Genomic DNA, 24332 nt, shown 5'->3' on the forward strand with positions numbered 1-24332 from the left:
ACAGCATAGCGAGCTCGACATTGGCTGACACTTACCGATTACCCTCCCCGATTACGGGCAGATGCTTAACCTGGCCACGGGGCGCCTCAGCTTCCAGCTCCCGCTTTCTGACCAATACGGAATCAACCAATCCATGTTTGGGCGAATAGTCTTTGACGGCCTCGCGCAGAATCTGGTGCACCTTTTCACAATCGTAACGCTGTATCGCCCGCCGCAATTCCAGCAGCAGGGCCTGCAATTGCTCGCTCTCCAGGCGCTCTTCTTCTGCGCGCATGATCATTGGATGATCGGTACCAGAGACGTTGTCGCCCAGTAACAGCTCTTCGTACAGTTTTTCCCCGGGGCGCAACCCGGTAATCTGAATCTCGATATCGCCCTTCGGGTTATGCTCATCGCGCACCGTATGCCCCATGATACTGATCAGACGGCAGGCCAGATCATAGATTCGGACCGGCTCCCCCATATCGAGCACAAATACTTCACCATGGCACCCCATACTGCCCGCCTGCAGAACCAGCTGTGCGGACTCGGGAATTGTCATAAAGAAGCGGGTTACCATGGGATGCGTCACCGTCACCGGCCCGCCCGCATTGATCTGGTCGGTGAACAATGGCAAGACCGAACCCGAGGACCCGAGCACGTTGCCGAAACGCACCATGCACACCCGGGTCTTGCTGAATCGGTAGCCAAAATCCTGACACACCAGTTCGGCCAGTCGCTTGGTCGCGCCCATCACATTCGTGGGCCTGACCGCTTTATCGGTCGAAACCAGCACGAACTGCTCAACGCCACAGGATTCCGCCGCCTCGAGAACCGCCAACGTCCCAAGCACATTATTATCCGCGCCCAGAACAATGTTCTGCTCAACCAACGGCACATGCTTGTAAGCTGCCGCATGGTAGATCGTTTGCACACCGAAGTCGCGAAGTATCTCTTCGATACGCTGCCGGTTGCGGACGTCACCGAGTAGCGGCGTCACCTTCAGGTTGAGCCCTTCGTCAATCTGTACCTGTCGAAGCTCTCTCTCAATCTGGTAAAGCGCAAACTCTGACGACTCAAACAAAACCAGATGCGCCGGATTCCACTGCTGTATTTGTCGGCAAAGCTCCGAGCCGATGGAGCCTCCGGCTCCCGTCACCAGAACAATTTTCTCACTGATCGATGAAGCGATCAGGGCCTTCTCCGGTTCTACCGGCGCGCGCCCGAGAACATTTTCATAAATTTGCGGGACATCTGATGTCCTGCCCGCACCATCCACGAGCTCTTCCAGCCCGGGTATGACTTTGACGACCAGCCCCCGCTCTCGCAACGAGCGCGTAATCTCCCGACGCCGCTGCTTGGGAACGGCCGGCATCGCCAACAGCACTTCGGCAATATCCCGATCCGCAGCGATATGCAGTATATGTGCGGGGTTGTACACCAGAACCCCATCAATCAGGGTATTTTGTTTCGAGGCGTTGTCGTCAAAAAACGCAACCGGCTTGTACAGTTCCCCGTGAATCAATGCTTTATACAGTTGCAAGCCAGCGGTACCGGCACCATAGATCGCTACGCGGGTCTTGTGAATTTCCAGTGCCATCTGGTAATACAGGCGAACCATCCAGCGGGAACCACCCACCGCAATCAGGGCAAAGCACCAGTAAATCAGGGGAATGGACCGGGGTACGCCGGCATAGGTGACATAAGACGCCACCGCCAATACGACTGCCGATGCAGTGACGCCCTGGAGAACGGCGACGATCGCCTGCTGCCCCATATACCGAATGACCGTCCGGTAGAGACCCAGCCGCAAGAAGATAAAGCTACTCGTCGCCAGTGTAAGCCCAAGGCAAAGTAGCATGGAGGAATCCAGGATTTCGCCGAGTCCGTTCAGGCGAATTGCAAGCGCACCGATAAATGCTGCGCTCAGCATCAACAGGTCGTGCACCAGCATGAGTGCCGGCTTGTAATGCTTTTGTACCACACTCCAGAAACGCTTCACCGTGCCCCCTATTCCCTAGTTGCAACGTGAAAATTCTCTAAACCAACCCTGATAACGCTAAAATGACGACAACCGTTGACAACAACAGCATCAGTTTCAACTGAAAAAGCAGTGCAGACCTGACCCCATTCTGGAGTGCGCTGCGCTGATAAAAATGTTCGCGGTGCGCTTCCCACCACCGTTTGCCACTCAATATTCTGCCTACCAGCGTCAAGGTAGCATCCAGCCAGAAAGGCGCAAACAAAATGAGCGGCGCCAATAACGAAAAAGCGCCGGCCTGCCAGCCATAAACGGATACGACGAAAGCCGATAGCCCAAGACTGGTAGACCCAACATCACCGAGGAAAATTTTCGCGGGCGGCCAGTTAAAGCGTAAAAACACCAGTGCACCGACCACCAGCAGTCCACAAATCGTCGCGAGCTCTTCAAATCCGCGCAATGCGCTCAGCAGCCCAAGGATAGAAAAACCCACCGCAGTCATTGACGCTGCTAGCCCATCAATCCCATCCATAAAATTGTACAGGTTGATCATCCACGCACCGGCAAACAACAATACGGCGAATTGCCACCAGACGAGCGTCCCCGGCAACGCGATCAGAACCAACACAACCGAGAACACGTGTACGGGAAAACGCACAGCGGCAGGAATGTGACCGACGTCATCCAGCGCAGAAATCAAAAACAAGGAAGCAAATGCCAGCGCCAGCACCAGCGACCAGCCATCAATAGAAAGTACCAGACCTGCGGCAACACCAACCACAAGCGCCCACCCGCCGGTTCGCGGGATCGGACGGTCATGCATCGACCGGTGGTTAGGCGCGTCCACAATCATACGCAGGGCACTCTGCAGCGCCACACGCTGCATGCAGTAACCTACCAGCCCGGCAACCAGAAGCGGCAATAACTGCTCAGTGATTGCAGTATTCACTGGCGAACCTCAAGACGGAGATAATCGCCATAGGTTTTCTGTGCTCCCCAGGCAAGCTTTTCCCTGATCAGCGCAGCGCTGAATAGCTCACTGCTCCCCGAATGGACAAATGCATGGGCCAGGGAGGCAGACCGAAACGGCCACAGTAATAGTCGAATTATATTGAACAGCGCCCTACTCGAGCGGGGCGCTTCACCGCGTTCACGCGCAATACCACAAAAATCATAAAAGCGAGGCTCTGCGACAATATAGGTTTGTCGATGACAGCTTGGTGAAGCACCCACCAGCTGGATGGCGCGCACCAGATCATCTGCGCTGATCACACTGCGCATGCCATTGGCAGGCAAAACGGGTAAAACCGACAAAAGATTCAATATCCGACGTCTCCAGTGATCGGCAGAGAGGCGAGCCTGACGTGCGGGAAACCCATAGACCGCTGCAGGGCGTACAATGTTGACCCGGCAGCGCGCGTCGCAATTCAGAAGTTTTTGCTCTGCCAGCCATTTAGTGCGGCCGTAAGGATCTTTTGCCGGTTCGCCAGTTTTTTCATCGGCGAGCTTTCCCGCCGGTACCGTCATTGCTTTGACGCTGGAAAGATAGGTAAAGCTTTCAGCCCCTGCCTCCGCGGCGGCTTCCAGCATTTGCGACGGGCACTCCGCATTGAGCCAGAGCGCTTTTTCCGGATCGCGTTCACACCGGGAACGAGATGCAATGCCCGCAGCGTAAATTACCCGATCCCCAGAACGAAAAACCCGGGCAAAACTCACGCCCGGGTCAAGATTCATTGAGAGTTGCTGGCAACCATCAGGCGCAGAAAAGGAACGGGAAATGGACAACACAGGATTCCCCTGTGCACTCAATGCCTCGCAGAGCACCCTGCCAATTTTTCCGGTACCACCGACGACTACCCAACGAGTCATGCGGCCTGACTCCAAATAGATTTCGCACCCTACGACTGCACAAATCTAGAGCAAGCGCAATCATCGCGCCAGCACTCTATTCTCAATTTGTGATCAGAGTGAAAGTTTGGCGCGGTTTTTCTCGAGTGTTGCCATGCCCACGCCTTTCACTTCGAGCAAGTCCTCAATGCGCGCAAAGGGACCATACGCATCCCGATACGCAACAATCCGCTTTGCTTTGGAAAGGCCGATACCTGCCAAACTTTCTGCCAGCTCTTCCGCCGTTGCCGTGTTCAGGTTGACGGTTTCGACAGACGCAAGCTGAGCCTGACCTTCATCCAAAGCAGTAGATTCCTCTACTGCCAGCGCAGGAACCGCTGCCGCAAAAAAACAAACCAGAAAAAATTTGAAGAAAGAAAATTGAATTTTTTTCATTGTCGCCTCCATGTGATAGTCAAAAAAATTTCCCTTAAAAAACAACAACTTCCAAAGGGAAAAGGCACTCTAACAGCGAAGAGACGACAAAGAAAACAAAAGTCTGGAGGGAATTTATGATGCGCTATTCAGTTCCTGAAGAATGCCGCGCAACGCTGCCATGGGATCAGCAGCAGAGGTAATGGGTCTGCCAATCACAAGGTAATCAGACCCTAGTTCCACTGCATCTGACGGTGTCACAATTCGACGCTGATCATCCGCGGCAGAACCTGATGGACGGATGCCTGGCGTGACAAGCGCGAAGTCATCTCCGCAGACAGAACGCAATAATGCCGCTTCCTGGGCAGAGCAAACCACGCCGTCTAATCCACTTTTTTGTGCCAGCAACGCGAGAGACGCAACCTGATCCCGCAGCTCACGCTCTACACCAACTTCGGCCAGCTCTTCCGATGCCGTACTGGTCAGCACGGTGACACCAATCAACAGCGGACGACTTTCACCCAACGGCTCAATAGCCTCACGCGCCGCGGTCATCATTCTCGCCCCGCCACTCGCATGCACATTGACCATCCATACGCCCAGGTCCGCCGCCGCCTTGACTGCTGCCGCTACAGTATTGGGAATATCGTGAAACTTGAGGTCGAGAAACACCTGGAATCCGCGCGCCACCAGTGCGCGGACCAACTCCGGGCCGGCAATCGTAAACAGCTCTTTACCGACCTTGACCCGGCATAACTGCGGATCGAGTAAATCCGCCATAGTGAGTGCTGCCTCCGGGTTGTTGTAATCCAGAGCGACGATAACGGGGGATGCAACCTGTGCGTTCAAGAAATTACCTCGTGCAGAAAATATGTGGAAAAAGTGAAAGATGGAAAGGCGCGCTAGTCACCCTCAACACCCTTTACGGAGCGAACGGTTCCCCAGCTCTTACAGCTGGGACACAACCAGTGCAGCTGATTACCGGAAAACCCGCAACTGACGCAGCGATAATGCGGCCTGCTGGCGATCAGCTGATCAATCAGCGTCTTGAGTAAAGTGAGATTCTCGCGGGTGCGCCCTTCAGCGATATCCAGATGCAGGTCGAGGAAATGTCCGAGTCCACGCAGAGAGGGTCTCAGCGCCAGTTGCTCGCCCATAAAAGTCGCAGCAGCGGATTCATTCTGCTCCTGGTGGATACGCTCTGTCAGCGCAATCAAAACGCTGTTGGAGGGATACTCCTTCAGCAGGGATTCCAGATAGCGATCCAACCCAGTCTCGTCTCCTACCTCCAGATAAGATGTGATCAGAAGATCGAGGATTTCCGGAATGTAGTCCGGGTTCTGACGGGGGATACGCTGTAACACCCGGATTGCTTCCCGCGGTCGGCCGAGCAGATGCTCCAAACGGCCCAACAGCAAATTGGCGCGCACCGAATTCTTGTCATAGTTGAGTGCCGCGTCGATATGCTTGCGGGCACTCAGGTAATCTTTCGAGGTAATCGCCTCTTCGGCCAACTCACAGCAAAAGTGTGCCTGCACCGGTGCCCACTCGGACGAAATTCGCTTGAACCGACGTCCATGCAGTAAGTTCACTGCGTGAATTGCTTTTGCCCATTCACGCTCATCCCGATACACCTCAATCAGGTGCTCCAGGCTGGTATCACGTAAATCAGAGGACGTTTCCACCAGTTCCTGCAGGAGACGCTCTGCCCGGTCCAGCCAGCCCGCTGCAATATAGTCGCGCGCCAGTTCCAGCTGTGCGTTTTGCTGGGCCTGCCGCGCAAGGCTTGGGCGCGCGAGCAGGTTCTGGTGCACACGGATCGCCTGATCGTGCTCACCGCGCTTCCTGAGCAGGTTTCCCAGTGCCAGATGGGTATCGAACGTGGCACTCGACACTTCCAGGGAATCGATAAATTTATCGATCGCATCATCGTGCCTTTCATTCAGGAGGTAATTGAGTCCCTGGGCATAGGAGCGGGCCAACGCCTGCTCCTGGGCACTGCAATCGGGCTTTTTCTTCCTCATACTACGACGCCCCAGCAGCCATCCAATTGCGATGGCTGCCAGCAGAAAGAAGAAAAAGGTCAGATCACCCATTAGTCAGCGGACACCTTGCGGCGAACGGTATACAGCTCCTGCTCGGTGCGGCGCAGCTGACGCTCCAGCCCGCGCACCCGGCGACGTTCGTTCGCCATCGGCAAAATACCGATCAGGAATCCAAGCAGCACGCCCAGCAGCAGAGCACCGATCAACCAAAAACCGACGCTGCCCGCAGGCATGGTATTACCAACGAAGTTGGGGGAAATCTGTTGGGGGTTATCTACTGCGAAGTAAACGCCGATAGCGATACATAGTATCGCGAGCAATCCATAGATGATTCGCAATAGCCAACGCAAAAATGACAAGAGCACCTCCGCTTTCGCGAGCGTGGTTAATTCAACGGTGATCAATCCCCCCAATCATACTTCGGGGATCGACTCCTGGTGCATGCGTTGATTGACTCTGTCGCGCAACTCTTTGCCGGGCTTGAAATGAGGGACATACTTGCCCGCCAGCGCGACGGCATCACCGGTTTTGGGATTTCTACCCGTCCGTGGTGCCCGATAATGCAGTGAAAAGCTACCAAAGCCACGGATCTCGATCCGCTCTCCCTTGGCCAGCACATCAGACATAGAGTCCAACATCACCTTCACCGCCAGCTCCACATCGCGGACCGGCAGCTGATCCAACCTCAACGCAATCCTTTCGATCAGTTCGGATTTGGTCATGCGCCCCGTAACCTTATCTAAGTCATTGATTATTCTAGATTAGAGCCGCAATCATCTAACAGAAAGCCGGACTGGGCAACCCCAGTCCGGCTTTCGCATAGCCCCAACCTATAAGGCGGGGCCTGATGAAAACTAAAGACTATTAGTCTTTGTTGTTCATCTGGGCCTTGATCAGGTCACCGATAGTGGCCGGCTGAACCTGTTCAGCCTGCTTCTTGGTGTGATCCTTAATGGCCTGCTTCTCGTCGTCCTGATCCTTGGCTTTGATGGACAGGCTGATCACGCGGTTCTTGCGATCCACGCTGGTGATCTTGGCCTCAACCTCTTCGCCTTCTTTCAGTACGTTGCGAGCGTCTTCAACCTTGTCGCGGCTGATTTCGGAAGCGCGCAGAACGCCTTCTACTTCGTCAGCCAGGACGATGACAGCCTGCTTGGCGTCAACTTCCTTGATGGTACCAGTTACGATGGTGCCACGGTCGTTGGTCGCAACGTAATCGGAGAACGGATCGGACTCCAGCTGCTTGATACCCAGGGAGATACGCTCACGGTCGGAGTCGATACCCAGGATAACGGTCTCGATTTCGTCACCTTTCTTGAACTTGCGAACTGCGTCTTCGCCCGCTTCGTTCCAGGAGATGTCGGACAGGTGCACCAGACCATCGATGCTGCCGTCCAGACCGATGAAGATACCGAAGTCGGTGATGGACTTGATCTTACCGGAGATCTTGTCGCCCTTGGCGAACTTACGAGCAAACGCATCCCACGGATTTTCCTGGCACTGCTTGATACCCAGGGAAATACGACGACGCTCTTCGTCGATATCCAGAATCATTACCTCGACCTCGTCGCCAACGTTGACAACTTTGGACGGGTGGATGTTCTTGTTGGTCCAATCCATTTCGGATACGTGTACCAGACCTTCGACGCCCTCTTCCAGCTCGGCAAAGCAGCCGTAGTCGGTCAGGTTGGTCACAACCGCCTTCACGCGGCTGTTCTCCGGGTAACGCTGCTTGATGGATACCCAAGGATCCTCGCCCAGCTGCTTGAGGCCCAGAGATACACGGCTGCGCTCGCGGTCGAACTTCAGGACCTTCACTTCGATCTCGTCGCCAACATTGACGATCTCGCTCGGATGCTTGATGCGCTTCCAGGCCATGTCGGTGATGTGCAGCAGGCCATCGATACCGCCCAGGTCCACGAATGCACCGTAGTCGGTCAGGTTCTTCACGATACCCTTGATGGACATGCCTTCCTGCAGGCTTTCCAGCAGCGCTTCGCGCTCTTCGCTGTTGGCTGCTTCCATTACCGCGCGGCGGGAAACAACAACGTTGTTGCGCTTGGCGTCCAGCTTGATGACTTTGAATTCGAGCTCTTTACCTTCCAGGTGCGCAGTGTCGCGAACCGGACGAACGTCTACCAGGGAACCCGGCAGGAACGCGCGAATGTTAGCCACGTCAACGGTGAAGCCACCCTTGACCTTGCCACTGATAACACCCTTGACCACTTCGTCTGCAGCGTGTGCAGCGTCGAGAATCTTCCAGGCTTCAGCGCGCTTGGCTTTCTCACGGGACAGGCGGGTTTCACCGAAACCGTCTTCTACTGCTTCGAGGGCAACCTGAACTTCGTCGCCAACCTGCAGGTCCACTTCACCCTTTTCGTTCAGGAACTGGGCAGCGGGAATAACGCCTTCAGACTTCAGGCCCGCATGAACGGTAACCCAGTCTTTGTCCACGTCGATCACAACACCGGTAACAATCGCACCCGGCGCCATTTCTACGCTTTTCAGGCTCTCTTCAAATAAATCAGCAAAGCTTTCGCTCATTACATTACCTATATATATGGACCCAGCCGGTGGCAACTTGAAAGTGTAGTCAACCGCCAGCAAAAGCCCCACCACGCTGCCAGCACGCGGGTCGAATTACGACAACGGCCGGGCAATTCTGGCTGATCCCGGCCGCTATCGGATAAAACTGTCTGGGTGTGCCTATTGGGCACCAATGCGCTGCTCAACCAGCGCCAATACCTGCTCCAGCACCGCGTCAATACTGACCCCGGTACTATCCAGCTCGACTGCATCCTCAGCAGGAGCCAGTGGGGAGGCCTCCCGGCTCATATCACGCGCGTCCCGGGCGCGGATATCCTCCAGCAGGTCGCGGAGGCTAACAGAAACCCCCCGCTCCCGCAACTGCTCATGGCGGCGGCGCGCCCTCTCCTCTGCCGAGGCCGTCAGGAACACCTTGACCGGGGCGTCAGGGAACACGGTGGTACCCATATCCCGGCCATCCGCCACCAGTCCCGGAGCCTCGCGAAAATCCCGCTGGCGCTGCAACAGCGCGGCGCGCACACCGTGCATCGCCGCGACTTTAGAGGCCGCCATACTGACCTCTTCCATACGGATATCGCGGCTCACATCCCGCCCTTCCAGCAGCGCGGCAACCTCGCCATCACGCAACTCAAAGCGAATATCCAGATTGGCGGCAACTTCAGTCAGCGTTGCCTCATCGGTCAGATCCACACTGCGCCCGAGGGCCGCCAGGGCGGTCAGACGATAGAGCGCACCGGAATCCAGCAGGCTGTAGCCCAGCTTTTCGGCCACCAGGCGGGCAATAGTCCCCTTGCCAGACCCACTGGGTCCGTCGATGGTCACGACCGGGGGAAGCGTATTCGATTCAGTCATCATTCTTTAAAAAACAACTCAAGGTCAGGGCAGCCTGTCGACTGCCCCATGGCGTCAGCCTAGCTCCAAATTCAGCCCCGCGCGCGCCGCAAGGCCAGCAAAATCGGGGAAAGACGTGGCCACGTTGGCACAATGCAGGATTTCAATCGACTCACTGGCCCGCAGCGAGGCGACGGCGAAAGACATCGCGATACGGTGATCTCCCAGACTGTCGACGGTGCCACCGCCAAAAGCAGATCCGGCACCGGCGCCCTGAATCACGATTCCGTCAGGGGTCGCCTTGGCATCGACACCGAGGATCTCGAGACCATCTGCCATCGCCTGAATGCGGTCACTTTCCTTGACCCGCAACTCTTCCGCACCGGTCAGCACGGTTTCACCCTCTGCACAGGCGGCTGCCACAAACAGCGCCGGAAACTCGTCAATGGCCAGCGGAACCTGGTCCTCGGGAATGCGAATGCCTTTCAACGGCGCGTAGCGCACATGAATATCGGCCACCGGCTCACCACCGACCTCACGGCGATTCAGCAACTCGATATCTGCACCCATCGCTCGCAGAATATTAATGGCACCGTCCCGCGTGGGGTTGATGCCCACATGCTGCAACAGAATGTCGGAACCCGGGGCAATGGATGCCGCAACCATAAAGAAGGTCGCAGAGGAAATATCCGCAGGAACGTCAATCTTGCAGGCCTGCAGTTTGCCGCCGCCACGCAGGCTTGCCCGCGCTCCGTCACGCTGCACCTCGTAACCAAAGCCCTGCAACATGCGCTCGGTGTGGTCGCGGGTTGGCGCAGGCTCAACTGTGCTGGTCTCGCCTTCGGCATACAGGCCAGCCAACAGAACGCAGGACTTCACCTGTGCGCTCGCCATGGGGAGCTTGTATTCGATCCCCTGCAGTGCAGCGCCGCCACGCACCGTCAGGGGCGGCCGTCCTTCCGATCCGGTTTCAATGACCGCACCCATTTCCTGCAACGGATTAGCGACGCGATTCATCGGACGCTTGGAAAGAGACTCATCACCCGTCAGTGTGACGTCAAAAGACTGCCCCGCGAGCAGGCCCGCCAGCAAACGCATGGAAGTGCCGGAGTTACCCAGATACAGCGGCCCGGGCGGTGCCTGCAATCCTTGCATGCCAACGCCATGCACGGTCACACGGCCATTGACCGGACCTTCGATGACCACCCCCATATCGCGGAACGCCTGCAGTGTGGCCAGAGCGTCTTCCCCTTCAAGGAAACCCTCAACCTCTGTCACGCCCTCAGCGAGCGAGCCCAACATGATAGAGCGATGAGACATAGACTTGTCACCGGGCACCCTGAAGGTTCCCGTCACAGTGCCACCGGGTTTTGCGATAAATGTAACTTCCTGAGCTTGCATAGGTTCTATAAACGCTTTCTTAGCCAACATTTTTGTAAAGTGATCCCTGGCCACCTTGGCCCGGGTGAAAATCCCCGTTAACTGCTCACTCTCACCATCAGCGATGGCAGTGCGCAGCGCGCCGAGATTCGCGGAAAAAAGATCGATGGACTTGAGGATCGCATCGCGGTTCGCCAGCATGATGTCCCGCCACATGGTGGGGTCACTGGAGGCGATGCGGGTAAAGTCCCGGAAGCCCCCTGCCGCATAGCGGAAGATATTTTCATTTTCCGAGTCGTGCGCGAGCGTATCGACGAGACCGTACGCAATCACATGGGGCAAATGACTGGTGGCCGCCAGCACCTCATCGTGCTCTCCCACCGACATACACAGCACCTCACCCCCGGCGGCCTGCCACATGGCGGCTACCCGCTGCACATGCGCGTCGCCCGTGCTCGCGACTGGAGTCAATATGATTCGGTGAGCGATATACAGGTCGTCGCGCGCAGCAGCAACCCCGCTGCGCTCGGAACCCGCAATGGGGTGACCGGGCACGAGATTCTCAGGAACCTGACCCCAGACCTGGCGGGCAGCCTCTATCACACTGCCCTTGACGCTGGCGCCATCCGTGATCGTGACACCATCGGGAAGACCATCGGCAAGCTCACGAAAAACAGACTCTACTGCCAGGGTCGGCACGGAAACAAAGACAACATCCCCTTCCTGCAATTCCGGCATGACATCGGCAAGACTGGTGACCGCGCGATCGACAACCCCGAGGGCTACCGCCTCGTCACATGTCTGCTGGCGACGCGCCACCCCGATCACTTCCCGGCAGGCGCCGGCCGCCTTCAGTGCCAGCGCGAGGCTTCCGCCGATCAATCCGAGCCCCACCACAACCAGGCGGCCGACCGCCACCTCGATATTGCGCTTCCGCTCCCCTTCCCTGGCGCTGGTCACTTACAGCACTCCGCGCGGGTACGACCCGAGCACCTTGAGATCTGACGCACAGGCGCCGACTTCCTGAAGAGCAGCGGCGATATGTTCGGAATCTCGATGACCGATAAAATCGATAAAAAACACATAGGTCCAGGTGCCTGACTGCGAGGGCCGCGTCTCAACCCGGGTCAGGTCGACATCATGTCGCTGGAACGGCTCGAGCAGATCGTGCAGGGCACCAGGCTCATTGCGCATGGATACCATCAGAGACGTTTTATCATCGCCGCTGGCCGGCACCTGCTTGGTGCCAATAATCAGGAATCTCGTCGAGTTGTCGGGCTGGTCCTCGATTTTTTCCTGCAGCACTTTGAGACCATAGAGATCTGCCGCCATATCCCCGGCAATCGCTGCGGCATTCCACTCACCCTTTACCCGCCGGGCCGCTTCCGCGTTGCTCGATACCGCAACCCGTTCGACATTCGGATAATGCGCATCCAGCCATTTACGACACTGGGCCAGACTCTGGGAGTGAGAATAAATACGGGTGATTGCGTCCGACTTGGTGATATCAGAAATCATCAGGTGATGATGGATACGCAGCTCCACCTCCCCGCAGATACACAGATTGGAACTCATGAAGTTATCGAGGGTGTGATTGATCACACCTTCTGTAGAGTTTTCTACCGGGACCACGCCATAAGCCACAGCGCCCGCTTCAACTTCCCGGAATACTTCATCGATGGCGGCAAGCGGCCGGCTCTGGGCCGAATTGCCAAAGTGCTTCAGTGCGGCCTGCTGGGTAAAGGTACCTTCCGGCCCCAGATACGCGACTTTAACCGGCTCTTCCAGTGCCAGGCACGCCGACATGATTTCCCGGAACAGCCGCGCCATTTCCTCATCATTCAATGGCCCGCGGTTGCGCTCCATCGCCCGGCGCAGCACCTGGGCTTCGCGCTCAGGGCGGTAATAGACGGCATCACCGCCTCCGGCTTTCTTCACCTCGGCGACTTCCAGTGCACACTCTGCGCGCGCACTAATCAGCTCGGCAATTTCACTGTCGATTGCATCGATGCGATCGCGCAATGCAATCAAGCGCGGATCCACCGAAGCCTTACTCTCTGACATTTATCCCCTCTCCTTACCAACAGCGACAATTAACCCTGGCGCTGCTCAAAATCCTTCATGAACGCTACCAGCGCTTCCACTGCCTCTACACTGACCGCGTTATACAAAGAGGCGCGCATGCCCCCCACCGACCGGTGCCCTTTCAGGCCCAACAAACCCGCTTCCTCTGCCTGACTCAGGAACACCTTATCCAGCTTGGCATCGGCGAGCACAAAAGGAACATTCATTCGGGAGCGGCTATCCAGCGCCACCGGACTCGAATAAAAATCGCTGCCGTCAATAAAGTCGTAGAGCAGGCCAGATTTCTCAAGACTGAGGCGTGACATCGCCTCGACCCCGCCGTGCGCCTTCAACCACTGGAACACGAGTCCGGACAGGTACCAGGCAAATGTCGGCGGGGTGTTATCCATTGAGCCGCCTTCCGCGGCGATCTTCCAGTTCAGGCTGCGGGGAATCTCCGGCAAAGCGCGATCCAGCAGGTCGTCCCGCACGATGACTACCGCAATGCCAGAGGGGCCGATATTCTTCTGGGCACCCGCATAAATCATGCCGAACCGGGATACATCGATGGACTGGGAAAGAATATTGGAAGACATATCCGCCACCAGTGGGCAGGTGACTTCCGGTACGTAATTAAATTCCACCCCGCCGATCGTTTCGTTTGGCGTGTAATGGAAGTAAGCCGCACCCGGGGTCTGCTCCCAGCTGTCTGCAGCCGGCGCATAGGAGAAATTCTGATCTTCGCTGGACGCGACAATATTCACCTGGCCGTAGCGACGCGCCTCGGCAATCGCCTTTTTGGCCCACTGCCCGGTATGGATATAGTCTGCGGTCTGGCTTTCGCCACCAAACAGATTCCACGGAATGGCACTGAACTGCCCGGTGGCACCACCCTGCACAAACAGGACGCGGTAATTGTCGGGAATCTGGAGGAGATCCCGCAAATCCTGTTCAGCGGTCTCCGCCACTTCTACGAACTCGGGAGAACGGTGACTGATCTCCATCACCGAACATCCGAGCCCCTGCCAATCGAGCAAATCGCGCTGGGCCTGCTGCAGCACAGCATCCGGCAGCGCAGCCGGGCCAGCACAGAAATTAAACTTCCTCATCGAGTTACTTCCAATCGAATCAAATCCGTCGAGTCGAAATGTGGCGACCCCACATTACCGCCCGGGGTGAAGGCCATCGTCAAAAAAGGCCGCGGGTTAGTGCGGCCTTTGCGGATAAGCCGGCAGCGATTATTCCTCGCCACCCTCTGCTTCATCCTCTTCATCAGACTCCTGAATACTGGCGAGACCCACGAGTTGCTCCCCGGACTTCAGGCGAATGACCCGAACCCCCTGGGTATTACGACCCAGCACAGAGACTTCGTCGACGCGGGTGCGCACCAGGGTACCCTGATCAGAGATCAGCATGATTTCCTCACCGGAATGAACCTGGCAGGCGCCAACCAGTGCACCGTTGCGTTCGCTTTCGGCGATCGCGATCACACCCTGGGTACCACGCCCCTTGGTGGGGAAATCATCGGTTGCGGTGCGCTTGCCGTAGCCATTTTCGGTCACCATCATGACCGAACCATCCTCTTCCGGGATAACCATCGCAATCACCGTCACACCATCGGCCATGCGGATACCGCGCACACCGCGGGAAACACGCCCCATGGAACGCACATTTTCCTCGGCAAAACGCGCCGCCTTGCCCGCACTGGTCAACAGCAGCACATCGTGGGAACCGTCGGTGATCGCGGTCGCCACCAGACGATCATCTTCTTCCAGCTCAATGGCACGCAGACCAACGCTACGCGGACGGGCAAATGCACTCAGCGGGGTTTTCTTTACCGTGCCTTTGGCAGTCGCAAAGAAGATAAAGTGTTCTTCGTCGTACTCGGATACCGGCATCATGCTGCTGATGCGCTCGTCTTCTTCGAGCGGCAGCATGTTGACCATTGGACGACCGCGGGAGGCGCGACCTGCCGTCGGCACTTCATAGACCTTCAGCCAGTACACCTTGCCCTTATTGGAGAAGCACAAAATGGTGTCATGGGAATTGGCAATCAGCAGGTGCTCGACAAAGTCCTCGTCCTTCACCTGTGTCGCGGACTTACCCATACCGCCACGGCGCTGAGCCTGGTAGTCAGTCAGCGGCTGACTCTTGGCGTAGCCACCATGGGAAATGGTAACAACCTTGTCTTCCGGGGTAATCAGGTCTTCTACCGTCAGGTCCTGGCGGGAGGCAACAATGTCAGTGCGACGCTCGTCACCAAACTCCTTGTCGAGCTGTTCCAGCTCCTCACGGATCACTTCCATCAGGCGCTCGAAGCTGCCAAGGATATGCAAATACTCGGCGATCTGCTCCAGGCGCTCTTTATACTCCGCCAGCAGCTTATCGTGCTCCATGCCGGTCAGGCGGTGCAGACGCAACTCCAGAATGGCCTGTGCCTGCGCCGGTGACAGGTAATAGGAACCGTCGTCACGCATGCCAAACTCTTTCGGGAGGTCATCCGGACGACAGGCGTCCGCACCGGCACGCTCGAGGAATTGCTGTACCTCGCCAACCGCCCAGCCCTTGGTCAGCAGCGCCTCGCGGGCATCTGCCGGCGTCGCGGAAGCCTTGATCAGTTCGATCACCGGGTCGATATTGGCAATAGCAATTGCCAGGCCTTCCAGGATATGACCGCGCTCACGGGCCTTGCGCAGCAGGTATACCGTTCGCCGCGTGACCACTTCCTGGCGGTGACGGATGAAGTATTCGAGCAGCTCCTTGAGATTCAGCACCTTGGGCTGGCCATTGACCAACGCCACCATGTTGATACCGAATACACTCTCCAGCTGGGTCTGGGAGTAGAGGTTATTCAGGACAACATCACCCAATTCGCCACGCTTGAGCTCAATCACCACGCGCAGGCCGTCTTTATCGGACTCGTCGCGCAGTTCGGAAATGCCCTCGATTTTCTTTTCCTTCACCAGCTCGGCAATGCGCTCAATCAGGCGTGCCTTGTTCAGCTGGTAGGGAATCTCGGTGATGATGATGGTCTCGCGATTGGTTTTTTCATCGCGAATCACGTCGGCCTTCGCACGCACGTAAATACGGCCACGGCCGGTGCGGTAAGCCAGCAAAATGCCGGCACGGCCATTGATGGTGGCACCCGTGGGGAAATCCGGGCCCGGAATGAACTCCATCAGGTCATCGACGGACAGCTCGGGGTTGTCGATCAACGCCAGACAACCGCGCACCACTTCACTCATGTTGTGTGGCGGGATATTCGTCGCCATACCCACGGCAATACCGGAGGAACCGTTCACCAGCAGATTGGGCACCCGCGACGGCAGGACTTCCGGCATTTGCTCGGAGCCGTCGTAGTTGTCGATGAAATTAACGGTTTCCTTGTCGAGATCGGACAACAGCTCATGGGCCAGCTTGTCCATGCGAATCTCGGTGTAACGCATCGCCGCCGGGCTATCGCCATCGATGGAGCCGAAGTTACCCTGGCCATCCACCAGCATGTAGCGCAATGAGAAAGGCTGCGCCATACGCACGATGGTGTCGTATACCGCGGAATCGCCGTGCGGGTGATATTTACCAATCACATCACCGACGACACGCGCCGATTTTTTGTACGGCTTGTTCCAGTCGTTCTTGAGTTCGTTCATGGCGTAGAGCACGCGCCGGTGCACCGGCTTGAGGCCGTCGCGCACGTCCGGCAGCGCACGTCCCACAATCACGCTCATCGCATAGTCGAGATAGGACTGCTTGAGCTCTTCTTCGATATTGATCGGAGAGATTTCTTTGGCTAGCTCGCCCATAAGTTCCGGCATTCCTTAAATAGTTATTACCGCCGCCTCAAATTCCTTCACGCCCGACAGACGCTGCACCCTGGCCCGCGCTGCCCGACCCACTGGAATCCGGGGTTCGACCAAGCGCGCAATGGTATCACAATTGGCGCGGGGAAGGTTGGTACGAGGCAGACTTGTTAGGGCTCGACGGCGCAAGTAAAGTCTATCGCCCCTCAACTGGTTACCAGGCAGGCACATGCACACAGATCGACTAAAAAACAACCAGGTCGATACCCTGATCCACGCCCGCTGGATCGTCCCCGTTGTCCCGCAGCAACAGGTGTACACCGATTGCTCACTGGCCATCAAAGACGGACAGATCGTGGACCTCTTACCCACCGGGGAAGCCCGATCGCGCTACGAGGCCGAGCAAGAATTCGAGCTGCCGGATCATGCCGTCTTGCCGGGACTGATCAACACCCACACCCATACGCCTATGAGCTTGCTGCGGGGCTATGCCGACGACCTGCCACTGATGACCTGGCTGGAGGAACACATCTGGCCCGCTGAGCAAAAGTGGGTCGACGAGGACTTTGCGGCCGACGGCAGCCTGCTCGCCATCGCGGAGATGCTGCGATCCGGCACAACCACTTTCGCCGACCAGTATTTCCATCCGGAATCCACGGCGGCGGTTGCGCGCGACACCGGCATCCGCACACAGCTGGCCTTCCCGATCCTCGACTTCCCGACGCCCTGGAGCCAGTCGGCGGACGAGGCGCTGGAGAAGGGTCTGGCACTGCGCGATGACGTCAAGCAGCACCCGCGCATCGGAGTCGTTTTCGCTCCACACGCACCCTACACGGTGGGAGACGCCACCCTGCAGAAAATTGCAGTCTACGCGGCAGAACTGCAGATGCCGATACAAATGCACCTGCACGAGACCGCGTGCGAGGTCGAGCGCGCAGTCGCCGAAACCGGAGAGCGCCCGACCCAGCGACTCCAGCGCCTGGGCCTGCTGACCCCGCAGACCCTGTGCGTGCACATGACCGCACTCAATGAGGAAGATATTGCCCTCCTGCAACAGAGTGGCGCCCATGTAGCGCACTGCCCCAAATCGAACCTCAAGCTCGCATCGGGTTTTTGCCCCACAGCCGCACTCCTCGATGCGGGAGTGAACGTGGCACTCGGCACCGATGGTGCTGCCAGCAACAACAACCTCGACCTGTTTGCCGAAGCAAACCAGGCCGCCCTGCTGGCGAAAGCCGTCAGCGGGCGCGCGGAGGCCGTACCCGCCTTTCAGGCACTGGAAATGGCCACCATTAACGGAGCGCGTGCGCTGGGCCTCGATGGGGACGTTGGCAGCCTCGAAGTCGGCAAACAGGCGGACGTGATCGCGATCGACATGAGCGCGCTCGAGAAGCAGCCAATGCACGATCCGGTTTCACAGCTGATCTACACGCCGAGCGGACACAGCGTCACCCATTCCTGGGTCGCGGGACGAACACTGATGCAGGACCGCGAACTCCTCAGCATCAATGTGCCGGAGCTTCGCCAACGGACCCGCCAGTGGCGTGATAGAATCGCCGGCCAGTGATCGGATCGACCTCCGCGAGTGACAGAGACTAGAGCGAACATGACGAATGTAGATCGGGCAGAAATTGCCAAATTTGAGCAGCTGGCAAGCCGCTGGTGGGACCGCCACGGAGAATTCAAACCCCTGCACGAAATCAATCCGCTCAGGGCCAACTACATTGATGCGCGCGCCGCGGTCGCCGGCAAGCGCTTGCTCGACGTAGGCTGCGGCGGCGGCATCCTCACCGAGGCGATGGCACAGCGCGGCGCCAAGGTAACCGGTATTGACCTGGGAGAAGCCCCCCTGAACGTAGCGCGCCTGCACGCTCTGGAAAGCGGCGTCTCTGTAGACTACGAGAAAATCGCAGTGGAAGCGCTGGCCGAGCGAGAGCCCGCCAGTTTTGACGTCGTAACCTGCCTGGAAATGCTGGAGCATGTGCCCGACCCGGCCTCGGTCATCCGCGCCTGCGCGCAGCTGGTGAAGCCCGGCGGACATCTGTTTTTCTCCACCATTAACCGCACTGCGAAAGGCTGGCTATTTGCCGTAGTTGGCGCCGAGTATGTACTGCGACTACTGCCGAAGGGCACCCACGAGTACGCCAAGTTTATCCGCCCATCGGAAATGGGGGCCTGGTTGCGCGAGGCAGAGCTGGAACTCCGGGACATCACCGGCATGACCTACAACCCACTGACCAAACGCTACAAACTCGATCCGCGCGATGTGGATGTAAACTACCTGATGCACGCATACAAACCTGAGTAACGGCGATACTCCATGAAAGCGGTTCTTTTTGACCTGGATGGCACCCTGTTCGACACAGCACCAGACTTTATCGTGGTGCTTAACCAGTTGCGCCAACAGGAGCAGCTCCCCCCTCTTCCCGGCGAAGACATTCGCGCCGTGGTATCCAATGGTGCCCGGGCAATGGTTTCACTGGCATTTGGCCGCGACGAGGGCGACCCGGTTTTCGATGCGTTGAGACAGCGATTCCTCGACCTGTACCTCGCCCACCTGGCGGTGGCCACCGTACCCTTTCCAGGTATCGAGCCCCTGCTGGAACAGCTGGCGAAACACGATATCGCCTGGGGTGTCGTCACCAACAAACCCGCGGCCTACACGACCCCCCTGATGCAGGCGTTTGACTACCTGCCGACCCCTGGGGCCATCGTATGTCCGGATGATGTCAGTCAACGCAAACCGCATCCCGAACCGGTACTGCTTGCGTGCACACGTATCGGCTGTGCTCCGGAAGACGCCATTTATGTCGGCGACCACCTGCGCGATATCGAAGCCGGCAAAGCGGCAGGCATGCCCACCATCGCCTGCAATTATGGCTATATCGATGCCGGCGATGACGCGGCCAACTGGGGGGCAGATCACGTCGTGCAGTCGGCCACTGAAATCTGGCCCTTGCTCGAGACCCGATATCTGGACCGCAGTTAAACTGCCGCGCCACTGAAATTTCCTATTACCCGATTTAGAACCTGGAAGAACGATGCCCGAAGTTGTCGAGAACTACACCCCTGCACCCGATCTGTTGAAAGATAAAATCATTCTGGTTACCGGTGCGGGAGACGGCATCGGCCGGGTCGCGGCGAAAACGTTTGCGCAACATGGTGCAACTGTCATTCTGCTCGGCCGCACCACCGCAAAACTGGAGCAGGTGTACGACGAAATCGAAAGCGCCGGTGGCCCCCAACCCGCTATTTTTCCCATGGACCTCAACGAGGCCAACCAGGATACCTTTGAGCATTTCGCCGAGGCCGTTGATCAGGAATTCGGTCGTCTCGACGGCCTGCTCCACAATGCGAGCCTGCTCGGGCAGCGCACGCCAATTGCCAATTACAATTACTCCGCCTGGCAACAGGTAATGCAGGTTAACGTCAATGCCGTGTTTGGCCTTACCCGCTTTCTGCTGCCCTTGATGGAGCAGCCGGAGACCGCCTCCATTCTGATGACGAGCTCGAGCGTCGGGCGCAAGGGCCGCGCGTACTGGGGGGCTTACTCAGTGTCCAAGTTTGCGGCCGAAGGCCTGATGCAGGTGCTGGCAGACGAGCTGGACGGCGTCTCACAGGTGCGCGTCAACAGTATTAATCCCGGTGGCACCCGCACCAACATGCGCGCGGCAGCTTATCCCGCGGAGGACCCTCAGACCGTGGTACCGCCGGAGGCACTGATGAATACCTACCTCTATTTGATGGGGGACGACAGTCGCGGGGTCAGCGGCCAGGAATTTAACGCGCAGGGCTAACCGCACAAGCCCGCTATCAGTTACCCGCCCGAGCGCTCCACACGCCAGGGCGGGTAGCGTCGATTCTCCCCCGCCCAATACAGCTTGAGTTTGTTTCCGGACGGATCGCGCAATATCGCCTCCCGCCATAACCACGGCATGTCTTCCGGCAGCTGTTCAAATGCAATGCCGCTGGCCATCAGCTCGGCGACTCTCTCGTCCAGCTCCCGCGTTTCGAAATAGATTACCGCCGCACCGCTCCCTTCATCAGCCAGCGCCAGGGAAAAGGTAGCCGCCCCCTCGGGGCACTCGAAGCGGGCATAGTGGGGTGTATCAACAATTTGCAGAAAACCCAGCTGTCGATAAAAAGCCGTCGCGGCAGCCATATCCCGCACCGGCAACGTGACCTGATTCAACTCCATGTGATACACCCTGTTACCCTGGTCCGCCCAAGTGGCGACGCCCACTCGAATAAAAGAAACGCAAAAAAATACCCGGGCATAGCCCGGGTATGGATTGGTCGCTGAATCGCAGCGCGCCACTGACTGGCAGCACGCTTACCGTAGGAATAGATGGTCTCGACTACCCTTGTGCCTATTCGGCGTCGGTGTCAGCGTCCGTCTCCGCCATCTCCGCAACAGCAGCAGCGGACTCTTCAGCAGTGGTCACCATCATGTGTTCCGGAGCGTCAGCAAACACATCGCCGTCCGTCGGCAGCATTTCACTGCTGGCAAGTGCCTCTTCCGGGGGCAAGCTCACCGCGTCTTCTTTTGCTTCCAGCAATGCGGCATCCACCTGTTTGACCAGATCGCTACTGGACTCGGTGTCCAACTGCCCCTGAAAATAGAAATATCCGCCCGCCGCGGCAATGAGCACGGCGGGAACAATCAACTTGATCATTTTATACCCCTGACAGTGAAAGTTATGGTTATTGTCACTCCTATTCTTCCACGCCGTTTGCGGTAAGAATGTGACAGGAGACACATTTCTATTTGTCCGCTGCGGGGTGTATCCAGTACTCTGCAGCTGACTCAACCACACTGGTTCCAGCATGCTCAAACTCACACGCATTTTCGCCGCACCTATCCTGACCATCCTGTCGATGCACAGCCTTGCCGACTCTTTACAAGAGCGGGTTCGGGATTGTGCAGCCATCAAAGAAGACACGGCCAGACTGCAGTGTTACGACGCGATCGGCGGCAACCTGGACAAGCAGGCGGAGAGGAATTTCGGCCAGGAACAGCAGCGCGCCATTGAGGAGGCGATCGATTCCCTGACTGCAAAAGTGGAAGTCGTGCAAAAAGGCGCTTATGGCAAACTGACCATCACCCTGGATAACGGTCAGGTGTGGCGCCAGAACGATAGCACTCGCATTCTGCTGAAACCCGGTAATACCATCGAGTTGAAGCGCGCCGCTCTGGGCTCTTTTATGATGCGCGATCTCGAGCGAAACCGCTCATTCCGTGTCAAGCGAGTGCGGTAGCCCCGCCGCTGCCCTGCTCGACACCAGAGTGCCTGCCTCCCTTCTAAGCGGGCACTCTCCCCTCTCCACCCTCCCTTCCTCTCACCGTTCCTGACCACCGCAAAAGAACCAGTCAGTCATAAATGGTTCGGCGCGAATTTCGACCCTCTTCTATAGTCAAAGGGAATGAGGCGCCAGGGCATGCCCTGGTGCTGGTAACCACACAGCCGACAAAAGGTGTACCCATTGTCCCGAGAAAATTCGCAATCAAGGGATGAATCATGGCTGAAGGACACAGACAACACACTCTCAGGCGCTACGCCTGAGGCGATCACCAATGCTGCTGAAGAACTTGCAGGCGCAAATCTGCACGAGGTGAGTCCAACCGACTCGGCCAGCTCACCTATGCAGAACTACCTCAAGCACCTGTACCGACTCCAGCTGCTGACTCCTGAGGAGGAAAATGCCACCACTTGCCTGCTGCGAGAGCTGGAAGACAAGCTGATCGCACTGCTGCAAAAGCGCGGTGTCCCGTTGGTCGAACTGCGCAGTGAAGGCGTAGAGCAACGCGGCAGCACCGGGGCCTACGACCACGGCCTCATCATTGCCAGAGCGGAAGCCCTGATGGCAAAGGGCAAGCTGTCCCAACGCGATCGCACCAGTATGCGCAGCCTGCTGCGACGCTTCAGGCAGCAGCGGCAGAAGCTGATCCAGTGCAACTTACGCCTGGTGATTTCCATCGCCAAACGCTTCCGCAATCCCGCGGTCCCCTTTATCGACCTGATTCAGGAAGGCAATGTGGGACTGATGAAGGCGATCGAGCGGTTTAAACCCGAGATGGGATACCGCTTCTCAACCTATGCGTATTGGTGGATACAACAGGAAATTCAGCTCGCACTGCGGCGCAACGATGACCTGGTGCGTCAGCCGGCGAACGTGCAGGACGATCTCCGCGCGATTTACCGGGCCATCGGCGAGGTGCGTGCAGAGGGCCTGTCGGCCTCGGACGACAATCTGGCCCGGCAGACCGGTCTTGACCTGGAACGGGTACAGAGCCTGCTGAAACTGCCAGGCCCCACGAGCTCGCTGGATGAACCGGTTGCGGACGACCAGAGCAGCACCCGACTGGACTATGCGCCGGCAGACGAGCTGTACAACACCGACGAACTGGTCACCTCCCAGGAACTCGCGGAAAAACTCCGCGAGGCCGTCAACCGCCTGCCGGCTCGGCAGCGGACGGTGCTCAACCTCCGCTACGGACTGTACTCCGACAAAGACTGCTCTTTCCGTGTCATCGGAGAACAGTTGGGGCTCAGTCAGGAGCGGGCGCGGCAGCTGCACTCCGATGCCCTGAGACAACTGAAGAGGCAGTGGCGCTAACGCGCCACTTGCCAATTTTCCCAATCGGGCTAGGCTTTGTGAGAAGCTCTGATAATAACCCGAGAAATTCCAATGCTGTCCATGGGCCGCCTCCCCCTGATCTCCCTTTCATTATTGCTCGGTACCTCTGCAGCGCATTCAGCCGACTGGGAGTTCATTGCCAGTGGCGGAAAGGGTCTCGGGTCGTTCGCGATCCAGCGAGACTCCATCGCCAGTGCGACCATGCTGGGTAGCAGCGCGTCGCGACAGTTTGCTGAATTTTCCCTTGGGGGCACTGCCTGGCAATGGTGGGCGCAAGGCAGCTATTCGCATTTGAGGATGGACTTTCGCGGCGAATCCCAGCACCAGGACATTTTCGAACTGAAGCCCGTTCTACGCTGGTTTCCCCAGAGTAAACCTCTCGGTCTGTTTGCCGAAGCCGGGGTCGGGGCGGCCTACCTCACCCATAAGGATTTTGGCGAAATCTCGCTTGAAACCAAGCCCAACTTTGCCCTGCATTTTGCTGCCGGTTACCGCCTGGAGCGTGGTGACAGCGTCTCTTTGCGCTTTAGCCATTTTTCCAATGCGTACACCAACCGCCCTAACCCAGGCTTCGATTTTGCCGCACTTAACTGGCACTTCCGCTTCTGAGCCAACGCCCAAGGCACACCTCTTGCATCGTTCTCGCAGCATCGTTGAAATTTTTTCGTAAAACGTTTGCAACAATACGCACGTAGGGTGTGAACCTATTCGCCAACAATCGAACATGGCGCCAATTGCCCAAAGAGGCGAAGGTTGAACAGGTTCACACAGTAATGACGGCGAAATTTGTCTTGGGGATTTGGG

23 protein-coding genes are annotated in these 24332 nt (G+C 57.5%); 7 read left to right on the forward strand and 16 right to left on the reverse strand.

Features of this window, described 5'->3' with window-relative positions:
- Window positions 1–31 precede the first annotated feature (31 nt).
- The 14 genes from ACXAD0_RS13975 to gyrA all read right to left on the reverse strand — a co-directional run bounded on the left by ACXAD0_RS13975 (window position 32) and on the right by gyrA (window position 16892).
- Window positions 32–1981 (reverse strand): polysaccharide biosynthesis protein, encoded by a 1950-nt coding sequence (locus ACXAD0_RS13975; RefSeq protein ID WP_475089114.1) that lies wholly within the window; start codon window positions 1979–1981, stop codon window positions 32–34.
- A gap of 37 nt (window positions 1982–2018) precedes the next feature.
- Window positions 2019–2837 carry an MraY family glycosyltransferase gene (locus ACXAD0_RS13980; protein ID WP_475089116.1) on the reverse strand — a complete coding sequence of 273 codons (819 nt, stop codon included), beginning with the start codon at window positions 2835–2837 and terminating at the stop codon, window positions 2019–2021.
- Between the two features lie 68 nt (window positions 2838–2905).
- The gene (locus ACXAD0_RS13985; protein WP_475089117.1) at window positions 2906–3829 is read right to left on the reverse strand and encodes an NAD-dependent epimerase/dehydratase family protein; all 924 of its coding nucleotides are present in this window, start codon (window positions 3827–3829) and stop codon (window positions 2906–2908) included.
- A 93-nt stretch (window positions 3830–3922) separates the two neighbouring features.
- Window positions 3923–4288, reverse strand: a complete 366-nt coding sequence (locus ACXAD0_RS13990) for a ComEA family DNA-binding protein (protein WP_475089119.1) — start codon at window positions 4286–4288, stop codon at window positions 3923–3925.
- Window positions 4289–4357: 69 nt separating this feature from the next.
- Complete coding sequence (pyrF, locus tag ACXAD0_RS13995) at window positions 4358–5071, reverse strand: orotidine-5'-phosphate decarboxylase (RefSeq protein WP_475089121.1); 714 nt, start codon at window positions 5069–5071, stop codon at window positions 4358–4360.
- 53 nt (window positions 5072–5124) lie between these two features.
- Entirely contained in the window at window positions 5125–6318 is a 1194-nt protein-coding gene (lapB, locus tag ACXAD0_RS14000) for a lipopolysaccharide assembly protein LapB (RefSeq protein ID WP_475089123.1), read from the reverse strand.
- Entirely contained in the window at window positions 6318–6626 is a 309-nt protein-coding gene (locus tag ACXAD0_RS14005; protein WP_475089124.1) for a lipopolysaccharide assembly protein LapA domain-containing protein, read from the reverse strand. The genes lapB and ACXAD0_RS14005 overlap by 1 nt, the downstream gene beginning before the upstream one ends.
- A gap of 54 nt (window positions 6627–6680) precedes the next feature.
- The gene (ihfB, locus tag ACXAD0_RS14010) at window positions 6681–6989 is read right to left on the reverse strand and encodes an integration host factor subunit beta (protein WP_475089126.1); all 309 of its coding nucleotides are present in this window, start codon (window positions 6987–6989) and stop codon (window positions 6681–6683) included.
- Between the two features lie 142 nt (window positions 6990–7131).
- Entirely contained in the window at window positions 7132–8811 is a 1680-nt protein-coding gene (gene rpsA, locus ACXAD0_RS14015) for a 30S ribosomal protein S1 (protein ID WP_475089128.1), read from the reverse strand.
- A 162-nt stretch (window positions 8812–8973) separates the two neighbouring features.
- A complete protein-coding gene (gene cmk / locus ACXAD0_RS14020) occupies window positions 8974–9666 on the reverse strand; it encodes a (d)CMP kinase (protein WP_475089130.1) in 693 nt (230 codons plus the stop codon).
- A 54-nt stretch (window positions 9667–9720) separates the two neighbouring features.
- Window positions 9721–11985: a bifunctional prephenate dehydrogenase/3-phosphoshikimate 1-carboxyvinyltransferase gene (locus ACXAD0_RS14025; RefSeq protein WP_475089132.1), complete on the reverse strand. Its 2265-nt coding sequence runs from the start codon at window positions 11983–11985 to the stop codon at window positions 9721–9723.
- Window positions 11986–13089 (reverse strand): prephenate dehydratase, encoded by a 1104-nt coding sequence (gene pheA, locus ACXAD0_RS14030; protein ID WP_475089133.1) that lies wholly within the window; start codon window positions 13087–13089, stop codon window positions 11986–11988. It abuts the gene before it with no gap.
- Between the two features lie 29 nt (window positions 13090–13118).
- Window positions 13119–14198, reverse strand: a complete 1080-nt coding sequence (serC, locus tag ACXAD0_RS14035) for a 3-phosphoserine/phosphohydroxythreonine transaminase (protein WP_475089134.1) — start codon at window positions 14196–14198, stop codon at window positions 13119–13121.
- A 129-nt stretch (window positions 14199–14327) separates the two neighbouring features.
- The gene (gyrA, locus tag ACXAD0_RS14040; protein ID WP_475089135.1) at window positions 14328–16892 is read right to left on the reverse strand and encodes a DNA gyrase subunit A; all 2565 of its coding nucleotides are present in this window, start codon (window positions 16890–16892) and stop codon (window positions 14328–14330) included.
- Between the two features lie 226 nt (window positions 16893–17118).
- Here gyrA and ACXAD0_RS14045 point away from each other — a divergent pair, with 226 nt between their 5' ends.
- The 4 genes from ACXAD0_RS14045 to ACXAD0_RS14060 are packed head-to-tail and all read left to right on the forward strand — an operon-like array spanning window position 17119 to window position 20686.
- A complete protein-coding gene (locus tag ACXAD0_RS14045; protein ID WP_475089137.1) occupies window positions 17119–18456 on the forward strand; it encodes a TRZ/ATZ family hydrolase in 1338 nt (445 codons plus the stop codon).
- Window positions 18457–18495: 39 nt separating this feature from the next.
- The gene (gene ubiG, locus ACXAD0_RS14050) at window positions 18496–19197 is read left to right on the forward strand and encodes a bifunctional 2-polyprenyl-6-hydroxyphenol methylase/3-demethylubiquinol 3-O-methyltransferase UbiG (RefSeq protein WP_475089139.1); all 702 of its coding nucleotides are present in this window, start codon (window positions 18496–18498) and stop codon (window positions 19195–19197) included.
- Between the two features lie 12 nt (window positions 19198–19209).
- Entirely contained in the window at window positions 19210–19878 is a 669-nt protein-coding gene (locus ACXAD0_RS14055) for an HAD family hydrolase (protein WP_475089141.1), read from the forward strand.
- 52 nt (window positions 19879–19930) lie between these two features.
- Window positions 19931–20686, forward strand: a complete 756-nt coding sequence (locus ACXAD0_RS14060) for a YciK family oxidoreductase (RefSeq protein WP_475089142.1) — start codon at window positions 19931–19933, stop codon at window positions 20684–20686.
- Between the two features lie 20 nt (window positions 20687–20706).
- Here the strand turns inward: ACXAD0_RS14060 and ACXAD0_RS14065 are convergent, their stop codons facing one another.
- Together ACXAD0_RS14065 and ACXAD0_RS14070 are read right to left on the reverse strand one after the other, a co-directional pair.
- Window positions 20707–21087: a VOC family protein gene (locus tag ACXAD0_RS14065; RefSeq protein ID WP_475089144.1), complete on the reverse strand. Its 381-nt coding sequence runs from the start codon at window positions 21085–21087 to the stop codon at window positions 20707–20709.
- Between the two features lie 172 nt (window positions 21088–21259).
- Window positions 21260–21565, reverse strand: coding sequence for a hypothetical protein (locus tag ACXAD0_RS14070; RefSeq protein WP_475089146.1), 306 nt, complete (start codon window positions 21563–21565; stop codon window positions 21260–21262).
- 151 nt (window positions 21566–21716) lie between these two features.
- Between ACXAD0_RS14070 and ACXAD0_RS14075 the strand changes: the two genes are divergently transcribed.
- The 3 genes from ACXAD0_RS14075 (at window position 21717) to ACXAD0_RS14085 (ending at window position 24137) form a co-directional block, all read left to right on the forward strand.
- Window positions 21717–22148 (forward strand): hypothetical protein, encoded by a 432-nt coding sequence (locus tag ACXAD0_RS14075; RefSeq protein WP_475089148.1) that lies wholly within the window; start codon window positions 21717–21719, stop codon window positions 22146–22148.
- Window positions 22149–22373: 225 nt separating this feature from the next.
- Window positions 22374–23507, forward strand: a complete 1134-nt coding sequence (locus ACXAD0_RS14080; protein ID WP_475089150.1) for a sigma-70 family RNA polymerase sigma factor — start codon at window positions 22374–22376, stop codon at window positions 23505–23507.
- Window positions 23508–23579: 72 nt separating this feature from the next.
- A complete protein-coding gene (locus ACXAD0_RS14085; protein WP_475089151.1) occupies window positions 23580–24137 on the forward strand; it encodes an acyloxyacyl hydrolase in 558 nt (185 codons plus the stop codon).
- Window positions 24138–24332 lie beyond the last annotated feature (195 nt).

The sequence above is a fragment of the Microbulbifer sp. ABF4_148 genome (assembly GCF_056158985.1).